This window comes from Ignavibacterium sp., assembly GCA_032027145.1.
In the GTDB taxonomy this organism is placed as follows: domain Bacteria; phylum Bacteroidota; class Ignavibacteria; order Ignavibacteriales; family Ignavibacteriaceae; genus IGN3.
The window spans coordinates 1,287,374-1,299,968 of record JAVSMP010000001.1 but is presented as its reverse complement, the minus strand read 5'-3'; the positions used below and the strand labels follow the sequence as shown (position 1 = coordinate 1,299,968).

8 protein-coding genes are annotated in these 12,595 nt (G+C 33.4%); 6 read left to right on the top strand and 2 right to left on the bottom strand.

Going from position 1 to position 12,595, the window contains the following annotated elements; all coding sequences use genetic code 11:
* Positions 1-11: 11 nt before the first annotated feature.
* Both mtgA and yidD read right to left on the bottom strand, forming a co-directional pair.
* The gene (mtgA, locus tag ROY99_05205; GenBank protein MDT3695770.1) at positions 12-743 is read right to left on the bottom strand and encodes a monofunctional biosynthetic peptidoglycan transglycosylase; all 732 of its coding nucleotides are present in this window, start codon (positions 741-743) and stop codon (positions 12-14) included.
* A 143-nt stretch (positions 744-886) separates the two neighbouring features.
* A complete protein-coding gene (gene yidD / locus ROY99_05200) occupies positions 887-1,099 on the bottom strand; it encodes a membrane protein insertion efficiency factor YidD (protein ID MDT3695769.1) in 213 nt (70 codons plus the stop codon).
* Between the two features lie 197 nt (positions 1,100-1,296).
* Here yidD and topA point away from each other — a divergent pair, with 197 nt between their 5' ends.
* The 6 genes from topA to ROY99_05170 all read left to right on the top strand — a co-directional run bounded on the left by topA (position 1,297) and on the right by ROY99_05170 (position 12,348).
* Positions 1,297-3,642: a type I DNA topoisomerase gene (gene topA, locus ROY99_05195; protein ID MDT3695768.1), complete on the top strand. Its 2,346-nt coding sequence runs from the start codon at positions 1,297-1,299 to the stop codon at positions 3,640-3,642.
* A gap of 265 nt (positions 3,643-3,907) precedes the next feature.
* A complete protein-coding gene (gene lgt, locus ROY99_05190; GenBank protein ID MDT3695767.1) occupies positions 3,908-4,708 on the top strand; it encodes a prolipoprotein diacylglyceryl transferase in 801 nt (266 codons plus the stop codon).
* Entirely contained in the window at positions 4,705-5,595 is an 891-nt protein-coding gene (locus ROY99_05185) for a metal ABC transporter substrate-binding protein (protein ID MDT3695766.1), read from the top strand. The genes lgt and ROY99_05185 overlap by 4 nt, the downstream gene beginning before the upstream one ends.
* Complete coding sequence (locus ROY99_05180; protein MDT3695765.1) at positions 5,592-6,332, top strand: metal ABC transporter ATP-binding protein; 741 nt, start codon at positions 5,592-5,594, stop codon at positions 6,330-6,332. Before ROY99_05185 ends, ROY99_05180 begins: the two co-directional genes overlap by 4 nt.
* Before the next feature lie 8 nt (positions 6,333-6,340).
* A complete protein-coding gene (locus tag ROY99_05175) occupies positions 6,341-7,138 on the top strand; it encodes a metal ABC transporter permease (GenBank protein MDT3695764.1) in 798 nt (265 codons plus the stop codon).
* A 371-nt stretch (positions 7,139-7,509) separates the two neighbouring features.
* Entirely contained in the window at positions 7,510-12,348 is a 4,839-nt protein-coding gene (locus ROY99_05170; GenBank protein MDT3695763.1) for a PAS domain S-box protein, read from the top strand.
* Positions 12,349-12,595 lie beyond the last annotated feature (247 nt).

The following is a 12,595-nucleotide window of genomic DNA, read 5'->3' as shown; positions in this document are numbered from 1 at the left end:
AAATTTTCTGACTAAATGTTTTCCAGGTAATTTGGTCCGCCAAGTGAATAGATTTGCCTAACTATCCAGTTTTGTCTGCCTCTGATATAACCGCTTGGTTTTAAAACAGAATACTTTCTTGGGTTGGGTAGTATTGCCGCTAATAATGCAGCCTGATTGATTGTTAATTTTGAAGGAGATTTTTTAAAATATAAAACACTCGCCGTTCCGACACCAAAAATTTTATCTCCCATTTCAGCAATGTTCATATGCACTTCAAGAATTCGTTCTTTATCCCACAACAGCTCTATTAATATTGTAAAGTAAGCTTCGATACCTTTTCGAATAAAACTTTTCCCTTCCCAAAGAAAAAGATTTTTTGCTACTTGTTGAGTAATAGTACTTGCACCACGAACTCTTCTGCCGCGCTTGTTTTCTTTAAGTGCTTTTTCAATCTGTTTAAAGTCAAAGCCAAAATGATCCGGAAAGTTCTGATCTTCTGCGGCTACAATTGCAATCGGCATATACCTGGAAACACTATTATAGTTTACCCAATTGTAGTGTATCAACTCAAAATCGCCTTTCAAAAATCCTGCAATTTGTCTTTGAATCATTATTGAACTGGTAATAGGATTTATCCACCTCATCGAAAAAACGAGCAGAATTGAAACAATAAAAAACAGTATTGCAAATTTTAAAATCCATTTGAAGAATTTTAACAATCTTGTACCGAATGATTTTTTTACTGATTTATTTTTCGCCATTACTTACACTTAAAGTAATATCAATTTTAGTTTAGTTACAAAATTTTTCCGTATCCGAATTACCGATAACCGGCTACTGTTAATTGAATTGTTACACTTTACCAAACTCAGTGTAACATTAAATAAAATTACAAATCACAAATCTAAGGAACCGGGTCGTAGCCGCTTCCACCCCACGGATGACACCGCAAAATTCTTTTTATTCCAAGCCAGCTGCCTTTAAATAATCCATACTTTTTTAATGCTTCTACAGTGTAATGAGAACAAGTAGGAGAATATCTGCAGGAAGATGGGAAAAGCGGTGAAACAAACAACTGATAAATTTTAATCAGCAGAATAAATGGCACTGCTAAAATTTGTAATATTTTTTTTAGAATAAATTTTATGTTCAAAACAATCAAATATTATGATTTACATATCAAATATTAAGAAAATTCTATTTACAAAAATGATGAAACTATTAATAAAATGATCTGGCTCAACTATTTACTTTGAATTTTATTTTATTTATCGGTTTATTTGCAAGCGTTTTTTCAATTATTAAGTAGAACTAATGGCAAAAAATTTAGTAATAGTAGAATCTCCAGCCAAAGCAAAGACAATTGAAGGTTATTTAGGTAAAGAATTTTTAGTTGCATCAAGCTTCGGACATATACGCGATCTTGAGAAAAAGAACAAGGGTGTTGATATTGAAAATAACTTCAAACCGCTTTATAAAATCCCCGAAGATAAAAAGAAAGTTGTAACTGATTTAAAAAAACTTGTTAAAAAAGCTGAAACAATTTGGCTTGCAACTGACGAAGACCGTGAAGGTGAAGCAATCTCCTGGCACTTGAAAGAAGCTCTGGATCTTAAAGAAGATAAAATCAAAAGAATTGTATTCGGTGAGATAACAAAATCTGCAATCCTAAATGCAATTAAGAATCCGCGAAAGATTGATTATAATCTTGTTGATGCACAACAGGCAAGAAGAATATTAGACCGCTTAGTTGGTTTTGAAGTATCAGGAATTTTATGGCGGAAAATACAATCCAAACTTTCTGCCGGTCGTGTTCAATCGGTTGCTGTCAGATTAATTGTTGAAAGAGAAAGAGAAATCGATTCATTTGTACCTGAATCCCGTTATAAAGTTGTAGCAAATTTTATTGTTGAAGATGAAAAGGGTAATAAAACAAATCTTAAAGCTGAGCTTGCAAGATTTTTGCCTACAGAAAAAGAAGCTGAAGAATTTTTAAAGAAATGTTCTGCTTCAGATTTTATTGTTGAGAGTGTTGAGAAAAAACCTTTTAAACGTTCACCTGCTGCACCATTTACAACCTCAACCTTACAGCAGGAAGCTGCAAGAAAATTACGTTACTCAGTATCACGCACAATGCTGCTCGCACAAAGACTATATGAAGCTGGAAAGATAACTTATATGCGTACAGATTCTGTTGTTCTTTCTGATCTTGCACTTAATGCTGCTGAACAGACAATCAAACAGAATTATGGAAAAGACTATTATCAAAAAAGACAGTTCAAAACAAAATCAAAGTCAGCCCAGGAAGCACACGAAGCAATACGCCCAACTGATTTTAACATCGAAAAAATAAGCGGACCAAAAGAAGAGCAAGCTTTATATGAACTGATCTGGAAACGTGCAATAGCTTCACAAATGAGTGATGCTGATATTGAAAGAACAACTGCTAAAATTAAAATTACCGGGCTCGATGATGTTCTTACTGCAAAAGGCGAAGTAATTAAGTTTGATGGATTTTTAAAAGTTTATTTTGAAGATACCGATGATGAAAATTCAGATAATGGTTCTGATGCAGTTCTTCCTCCATTAAAAGCTGGTCAAAAACTTGAGATGAAAGAAGTAACCGCCACACAAAGATATACCCGACCGTCACCGCGCTACACTGAAGCAAGTCTTGTAAAAAAATTAGAAGAGCTTGGTATCGGCAGACCATCTACCTATGCGCCTACGATAAGCACGATACAAAAACGCGGTTATGTAAATAAAGAAGAAAGAATGGGCACTGATCGGTCTTATAAGATCTTAACTCTAAATAAGAGAAGAGAAATCAGCAGCGAAACAAAAACAGAAATCTTTGGAGCTGATAAAGGCAAGCTTTTCCCTTCAGACATTGCAATGCTTGTAACTGATTTTCTCATTCAGCATTTTCCTCAAATTATGGATTATCAATTTACTGCTCAGATTGAAGATGAACTTGATGAAATAGCTGAAGGAAAAATGAGCTATCACAAAATGCTCAAAAACTTTTATCATCCTTTCCATAAAAAGGTTGAGCATACTACTGAGACTTCTGAACGTGTAAACGGTGAAAGAATACTTGGAATAGATCCAAAGACAAATAAAACAGTTTCAGTCAGAATCGCAAGATTTGGTCCTGTTGCTCAATTAACAGATACAAATAATCCCGATGCAAAGCCTGAATATGCCGGTTTAAGAAAGGATCAGAAACTAGAACAAATTACACTTGAGGAAGCAATAGAATTATTTAAACTGCCCAGAGTTGTCGGAATGTTTGAGGATAAACAGATAGTTGCAGCTATTGGCAGATTTGGACCTTATTTAAGACACGATGGAAAATTTTATTCCTTAAAAAAAGAATACGATCCCTACACAATAGATGAAGAAGAAGCTATTACTGTAATTGAAGCAAAGCGAGTATCTGACTCAGAAAAGTTTATAAAGGTTTTTGATGAAGATCCGGAATATCAAATCCTTAATGGCAGATGGGGTGCTTATCTTAAAGCAGGTAAAAAAAATGTGAAACTCCCTAAAGATCGTGAACCTTCTTCTTTTACATTTGAAGAATGTGTTGAACTTGCAAAAGATGCTGATAAAAATAAAACAAAGAAGGGCGGCGGAAGGAGAAGGAAAGAAGAATAGTTGAGAAAAAATTACTTTCGGTTTTATCACACCCTTTCTTTTCTTTATTCAGGATTTTAACCGGCACTATAAATTACGAACAGGACTGCAGAGTCACTTCGGTGGTTCTTGCTTTTTTAAACGATCAGATTTTTATAAGAACATACATTTAGAGAAGTAGATACATTATTAATTTCTCAGGATGTTTTCAGTTAATTATTAACTTTGCATCCCTCAAGTCATCAAACTATATTTACAAGCAATCTAAAACATTTTAAAAATAAAAATGAACTTTGCATCAATTTTCTGGAATGTCAGTCCTGAAATTATTAAGCTTGGTCCCATTTCACTCCGCTGGTATGGATTACTATTTGCGTCAACATTTGTATTTGGGTTTATCATCCTTTCCAGAATTTTTAAGAATGAAAAAAAACCTCAGTCTGACCTTGAACAACTTTCGATTTATGTAATACTTGGAACTGTAATAGGTGCAAGACTTGGGCATTGTTTGTTTTACGATCCGGTCTATTATTTATCTCATCCAATTGAAATTATAAAAGTATGGGAAGGCGGACTTGCAAGCCACGGTGCAGCAATTGGAATAATTACTTCAATCTATCTCCTTACAAAGAAGCAAAAAGATAAATCGATGCTTTGGATTTTAGACAGATTAGTAATTGTAGTTGCTCTTGGCGGTGCTTTGATTCGCTTAGGCAACCTGTTCAATTCTGAAATTATAGGTAAAGCATCAAACTTACCCTGGGCTTTTATCTTTATAAGGGTTGATGATATCCCGCGCCATCCAGCACAACTTTATGAATCAATTTTTTACTTTATATCATTTTTCATTTTGTATTTTGTTTATTCAAAGACAGATAAAAAAACAAAACAAGGATACCTGTTCGGATTATTCTTTGTTCTGATCTTTGGATTCAGATTTTTTGTTGAATTTGTTAAGGAGAATCAATCACCTTTTGAACAAAACTTATTTTTAAATATGGGTCAATTACTCAGCATCCCTTTTGTTGCAGCAGGTTTGTTCTTTATGTTCAGAAGGCAAAAAGAGTTGATCAAAAAGAAAAAATGAAAAGATATCTTTTTATTCTGTTACTTTTTTTCATTGTTCCGGGATGTTCTAAACAAGAACAGAAATCTGAAATAGTTACAACAATTTATCCATTCAAAGCGATTATTCAAGAGTTAACCGGAGACAGATTTTCTGTAATAGCAATACTTCCAGCTGGTGCTGATCCACATACTTACGAAATGCTTCCGTCTGACTTTCAATCAATACAAAACTCCAGAGCTTTTTTCTACGGTTCAGAAACATTGGACGGCTGGGCAGCAAAAATTATTGCAGTAAATAAAATCGAATTGCTTTCTTTAGTCCCCCCCAAAAATATAATTGATATAAGGATTCCACATTTTCACTCACATACACAAGATGATAATGAGATGGAAAATATGGGAGTTGATCCGCATTTCTGGACAGACCCGAATGTCGTTCGTGCTATGATTCCTGAACTTTTAAAAGAATTATTGAAACTTGATCCAACAAACGAAGCCGCATTCAATTCAAATGCTGAAAAGTTTGCTGAAAGACTAATTAGGCTTGATCAGAAAATTAAAAATGAAACTGATTCATTAAACTTCAGGAATGTTTTTACTTCTCATCCTTTTTATAGTTACTTCTTTGAACGATATAATTTCAAAGTTGCCGGCTCACTGGAAGTGGCGCCCGGCAGTCAGCCAACACCAAAGGATATTAAAAATTTAATTGAACTGGTTAAACGGGAAAATGTAAAAGCTATCTTTACAAACAGGCAGCACAGCGATAAGCCGGCTAAAGTTTTGGCTGAATCCTCTGGAATCAAAGAGTACGAACTGGATCCGATCGGCGGAGTTGAAGGAAGAACGAGTTATGAGGAAATAATTTTGCATAATCTTCAAATTATTAAGAATGCATTGAAGTGATTCCGGTAATTGAAATAAATAATTTATCATTTAACTATGGCGAAATAAAAGTACTGGAAGATATTAATCTTACTGTATCTGAAAATTCTTTTGTATCGATTGTAGGACCGAACGGTGCCGGTAAATCAACTTTGATGAAAATACTATTAGGATTGGTTAAATATACAAATGGTGATGTAAAAATTTTCGGAAACAACCCGGATAAAGTTGATCCTTCATTAATTGGTTATGTTCCTCAGATCAAAACAATGGATAGATCTTTTCCTGCCTTAGCGATTGAACTTGTTTTATCCGGTATTACAAGAAGATGGACTTGGATGATAAAAGCCGAACACAGAAAAAAAGCACTGGAGGCATTATCACTTGTAAATGCAGATAAACTTGCAAACAGAACGCTTTCAGAACTTTCAGGCGGTGAATTACAAAGAGTATGTCTTGCACGCAGCATTGTAAGGAAACCAAAACTTGTCGTACTTGATGAACCAGCTTCAGGCATTGACGCAATAGGTGAAGCTGATCTGTATAATCTGCTTGAGTCATATCAGCAAAAATCCGGTGCTACAATTCTTATGATTACACACGACTGGCATGTTGCTAACCATCATTCTGATTTTGTTTTATTATTAAATCGTAAACAGGTAAGCTTTGGTCCTCCGGCAGAATCCTTAAGTGAGCAGAATTTACGATTTGCATTTGGTCATATTGGGCACATTCATAAAAATAAAATTTTAAATTAAACTAAAAGATGTTTGAGGTTTTTTCAATAGAGTTTATGCAGCGTGCTTTGATAGCAGGTGTACTTGTAGGATTTCTTTCGGGTTATTACGGTGTGTTTATTGTACAAAGAGGATTAGGCTTTCTTGGCAGCGGTCTGGCGCATGCGGCTTTCGGCGGGGTTGCACTTGGTGTTCTGCTTAATCAGGAACCGCTTTGGACTGCAGTACCATTTACTATTTTAGTTGCTATCGGTATCACCTGGGTAAAAGATAAAACCAATCTTGGGGGTGATACTACTATTGGCATATTCTTTTCCGTATCAATGGCACTTGGAGTAATTTTTATTTTTCTTAAAAGACAATATTCAAGTGATGCGTTTAATTATTTATTTGGTTCTATTCTGTCAGTAACGATTACTGATATACTTGTCCCCGCTGTTTTAATTATTATCACCTTACTTTTGTTTCCATTCTGGAAACGATGGGCATACTCATCCTTTGACAGAGAACTTGCTCTTGCAGACCGCATCCCTGTTGACCTTGATGACTATTTGTTAAGCATTTTAATTTCTGTAACAGTTGTTGTTTCTATTAAAGTTGTCGGTATTGTTTTGATTGCAGCATTCCTGGTTATTCCTCCTGCTGCTGCCAGATTAATTTCCAGATCTTTTAGCAAAATGACATTACTTTCCATAATAACCGGAACTGTTACAGCACTGATCGGTTTATGGGTTTCATATTATCTTGATGTGCCAAGCGGGGCAACAATTATTTTACTTCAGGCATTTGTTTTCTTTTTTATAATGATGATAAGGAAAAGAAACTGACCTTATAATCAGTAGTTGATAAATTAATTTTCTGATACTAAACTATTCCAGATTATACACGATAATCTTAATGAGAGTAGTTTTATAGATTTTATTAAATCGATTATTAAAAGAATTAACACACACAAAAAGGGATTGCTTCGGCATCCCTTTTCTTATTTGAACTGCAATCTTTTCTTACATTTAAAACCAATTTTTCGATACTAATAATTTCTATAAACCCGAAACCTGAATTCAATGAAAAATTTAGTGTTTAATCCTTGATTTGTTTTTTGCTTTCATTTCAAAATTTTGGCATAGGATTAGCTATTGATTCCTTTTACTTAATACGTTGTCAAAGAATAAATTTTAGAACTGAGACTTTATAGTTTATGACATTTATTAATGATTTTTACAAAAACAGAATAACTAAAATATCTGTAATAGTTATAACCTCAATCCTGATTGTATTTATAATATTTCAATACTATAACTATCAAGCTGAAAAAATCAGGTTACAGAACTATCAACGTCTATCAGCAATAAATAAAACTAAAACTGCTGAAATACTTCGCTGGTATAAAGAAAGAATAATTGAAGTTGATTTTATGTCAACCACCCAACCGGTTTTATCTCAATTTAAAAAAGTATTAGCCAATCCTTCTGATAAGCAAGCCAGCAACTTTATCATAAGCACTTTAACTTCAATCAAAGTTAATCATGAGTATAATGATATTGTATTTTCAGATACAAACGGAAATGTTTTAATAAGCTTCGATTCATCATTTAAAGAGTTTAGGGCATCATCAAAGAAGATTATCAAAGAAGTTGTAGATTCCCGCACAATAGTTAAAAGAGACATCTATCATAATTCAAAAAGACAACTTACACTTGATATCTTCGCACCTATTATTGAAAATAATAAAGTAATTGCTGTCTTGGTTCAGAGAAACAACCCTGAAAAGTTTGTTTTTCCGGTTCTTGAGACTTTTGATATGCACAATTTAGAAACTGAAACTTTTTTGTTTAAAAAAGTCAATGATTCATTAAAAATAATCTCGCCATTACTATTATCTAATAAGTTTCCACACTCAATTTCTATTTCGCTAAAAGATACAGCTAGTATCTTAACCCGCGGGTTTTTAAATGCAGATAAACTTGTGGAAGGATATGATTATTTAGGCCAAAGAGTGATTGCCGAAGTTGACTCAATCCCTGGCACAAATTCGTTTATTTTGTCAAAAGTTAATTACGAATTTATAATGAAGGATTTGAATTTTGAGGTGTTCACAATCTCCTCAATAATTCTGCTTTCATTTCTCTTGATATTGGTAGGTTTAATATTAATCAAAAAGAACAGACAGAGCGAATTGTATAAAGGGCTTTTCATTAAAGAAAAACAATTAGCTGATTCTCAAAAAGAATTTAAAACAATTCTTTATAGTATAGGCGACGCTGTGATAACCACAGATAAAAACGGTTTAATAACAAATATGAACAGCGTTGCTGAAAAACTAACCGGCTGGAAAGAGACTGAAGCAAGTGGAAAACCATTAAACAGAGTATTTAATGTTGTTAGCGAAGACACCAATAAATCCATTCCCAGCCCTGTAGAACAAGTTATATCCGAAGGAAAAGTGGTAGGTCTTTCAAACCATACAATATTAATCAACAAATCTGGTAAAGAAATCCCTATTGCTGATAGTGCTGCACCTATTACAGATGAAAACAATTTATTAAAAGGAGTTGTTTTAGTCTTCAGAGATCAAACAGAAAAAAGAGCCAAAGAAAGGATCCTATTCGAAAGCAATGAAAAGCTAGCTAAGATTTTTAACTCCTCTGCCGATTCAATTAGTTTAACTGATTTAGATTCGGGCTTGCTTCTGGAATGTAATGACGGGTTTGAAAAAATGTTTGGTTATGAAAAAGCAGAGCTTATTGGAAGAACAACTTTAGAATTGGGTCTTTGGTTTTATCCGGAAGAACGACAGAAATTGATTGAAGAAATTAAATCACACGGAAAGATCAGAAACCTGGAGGCAACAGGTCAAAGAAAAAGTGGTGAGAAGTTTGCAGGGCTTTTACAAGGTGAAATAATTGTTATCAATGGTCAAACATGCATCCTGATATTTGTCAGAGATATTACTGAAAGAAAAACAATTATAGAAAACCTGAAAGCCAGCGAAGAAAAGTTTAAAATGCTTATAGAATTTGCACCAGATGGATTTGTTCATGGAGATAAAGCAGGCAATTTTATTACGGTTAACAAAAGGCTAAGCGATTTAACAGGTTATACACGTGAAGAACTTTTGAATATGAATATGAAGGATCTTTTTTCAAAAGATGTGCTAGAAACAAATCCTTTGCGTTACGATGCTTTGCGAAGAGGCGAAACCTGGAGAACCGAAAGAACAATAAGCAGAAAAGATGGTTCAGAGATTACTATCGAAATGATATCTAAACAAATGCCTGATGGAACTTATCAATCCTTCTTCAGTGATCTTACTGAACAAAAGAAAGCCCAAAAAGAATTAAAAGAATCAGAAGAGCGGTTCAGGAAGGCTTTTATTACCAATCCGGATGCTATCAATATAAATCGTCTTTCTGATGGAAAATATATTTTAATAAATAATGGATTCACTTCGCTAACCGGTTATAAAGAAAATGAAGTTATAGGCAAAACCTCAGCAGAAATTAATATATGGGCAGATATAAATAGCAGACACAAGCTTGTTGAATTACTTCTTAAAACAAATTCTGTTGAGAATTTTGAAGCAAAGTTCAGATTAAAAGACGGCACCATTAAAGATGGTTTAATGTCCGCCACACTTATTGAATTAAATAACGAACTGCATATACTTAGTATAACCCGGGATATTTCGGACAGGAAAAAAGCAGAGCAAGAAATTATAAATACAAAACTTTATTATCAGAAATTAATTGAAAATGCACCGGATGGAATTGTGCTTTTAACCGCTGATGGTTTACCAACATATATCAGCCCTTCAGCCAAGAAAATTACAGGATATCCGTTAAATCAAAATGTTTTCCCGCATCCTGATGAAATAATACATCCTGATGATCTGACAGGTATTAATACTGTAATCGCTGAACTGATAAAAGACCCTGATGAAATCAAAACTATTGAATACCGTTTCAAAAACTTTGACGGTGATTACATTTGGGTAGAAGGCATCTTCAGCAATTTACTTTCTGATCCAAACCTGAATTCAATAGTTGTAAACTTAAGAGACATTAGTTTTCGAAAGAAAGTTGAAGAAGAATTACTTGAAAAATTCAGACTGGAACAGCAGATAAGCAGGATAGCAAAAACAGCACCCGGCGGCTTATGTACGTTTAAATTAACCCCTGACAAAAAAATCTCTATGCCTTATGTAAGTGATACCTGGATGCAGATATGGGATATAACCCAGGAAGAGGTTAAAGAGGATGCTGTTTCTCTCTATAAAAGAATACATAAAGACGATGCAGAAAATATCAGCAGAAGTATTCAAAAGTCAGCTGAAGAGATGACTGACTGGTTTATTGAGTTCAGAATTATTCATCCCAAAAAAGGAATTAGATGGTTAGAAGGACACTCCACTCCTACTTTAGAATCAGACGGAAGCATTGTCTGGAATGGTTTTATTTCAGATATAACCGATAGAAAAATTTTATTAACAGAAATAACCGAGTCTGAGGAAAAATTCAGAGCTATATGGGAAAACTCAATTGATGCAATGAGACTGGTTGATAAAAATGGGATAATAATAAATGTCAATGAGTCTTATTGCAAATTATTTGGATTACAAAAAGAGGAACTTATCGGGCGCTCCTTAAATGTTTCTTATATTATATCCGATAACGATCATGCACTGTTAGCATACAAAGACCGTTTTAGAAATAGAACTATTAAAAATGAATTTGACACCGAACTTTATCTAAAAAATGGGCAAAAAATCTGGGCAGAGTTTACAAATTCTTTTATTGAACCAAAGGATAAAGAAGCAATGCTTCTTAGTATAATCAGAGATGTTACTGATAGAAAACAATTAATTAATCAGCTTACTGATGCAAAAACAAAAGCAGAAGAAATGGTAAGGCTTAAATCGTACTTCTTTGCAAATATGAGTCACGAATTAAGAACACCTTTTGTAGGAATACTTGGGTTTGCAGAGTTACTTAAGGATTTATTGAGCAACTCAACTGAACGACAATATGCAGAACAGATATTAAAATCATCTAAAAGACTTACGGATACATTGAATAAAATATTAAATGTAACAAAACTGGAGTTTGACAAAGTTGAAGTTAATATAACTGAGTTCGATATTATTAAAATCTTAAGGAATGCTGAAGCTTTATATTCAAGCTCTGCAAAAAGCAACAATACAATTATTTCTACCGTTACTAAAGAAGACAGCATTAAAATAAAGTCTGACGCCAAAATCTTAGAAGATATAATCAATAATCTTATTAGTAATGCAGTTAAGTTTACCAAGAATGGATCAATAAATCTTTATGCTGCCAGAATAATGACTGATAATAATTTATTTGTTGAGATAAAGGTTGAAGATACAGGAATTGGCATACCTGAGGAAAAACAAAATTTAATCTGGCAGGAGTTCAGGCAAGTCAGCGAAGGATTTAACAGGACTTTTGAGGGTACTGGTTTAGGACTTACTATTACAAAAAAATATGTTGAACTATTATCCGGAAGTATTTCTTTATTTAGTTCAGAAAATAAAGGGACTACTTTTACAATAACATTACCACTAAATCTTTCTGCTCCCGCTCTGATTATTAAAAAAGCACCAAAGGAACCCGAATCAAAATTTTTGCCCAAAAGGAGAACATCGGAAAAACCAAAGATACTTTATGTAGAAGATGATGTTGTTGCTCTTGAGTTTATTAAGATTGTATTAAAAACCAGTTACGATATAGAAACCGCTTTCAGTGCAAAAGAAGCCCTGGAAAAAACTGCTATTAAAGAATATGACACACTGATGTTCGATATTAATCTTGGCAGCGGAATGGATGGTTTGGAACTTATGCAGAAAATAAGAAAAAACAGTTATTATAGAACTATCCCGATTGTAGCTATAACTGCATACGCAGCAGAGTCAGATAAAAATGAGTTTTTAACAAAGGGCTTTGATTACTATATCTCAAAACCATTTACACAAGGAGAATTACACAAACTGCTGAAAGGGATATTTAATGTTGGTTAGATAATATCTATGAAAGATTATTTCTGAACCAGCTTACCCTGTATTACCTTTGAGGATTAAGTTGAAAATTGAGGTTATATTTAAGTTACTTAAATTTGACAAATTATAATGTATTGTTATGTTTGGTTTTGTAAGCTCTATTTAGTAACAAGAGTTTATTTGAGATGCTCAAATAGAAAACAATTATTAAGGAACTTCTCAATTAAGACTAATATTTTACGATAATATAAGACATAAAGTAATTACT

Excerpts from the sequence above, each read along its gene's own strand:
- mtgA (MDT3695770.1), bottom strand. The coding sequence starts at position 743 with ATGGCGAAAAATAAATCAGTAAAAAAATCATTCGGTACAAGATTGTTA.
- topA (MDT3695768.1), top strand. The coding sequence starts at position 1,297 with ATGGCAAAAAATTTAGTAATAGTAGAATCTCCAGCCAAAGCAAAGACA.
- lgt (MDT3695767.1), top strand. The coding sequence starts at position 3,908 with ATGAACTTTGCATCAATTTTCTGGAATGTCAGTCCTGAAATTATTAAG.
- ROY99_05185 (MDT3695766.1), top strand. The coding sequence starts at position 4,705 with ATGAAAAGATATCTTTTTATTCTGTTACTTTTTTTCATTGTTCCGGGA.
- ROY99_05175 (MDT3695764.1), top strand. The coding sequence starts at position 6,341 with ATGTTTGAGGTTTTTTCAATAGAGTTTATGCAGCGTGCTTTGATAGCA.
- ROY99_05170 (MDT3695763.1), top strand. The coding sequence starts at position 7,510 with ATGACATTTATTAATGATTTTTACAAAAACAGAATAACTAAAATATCT.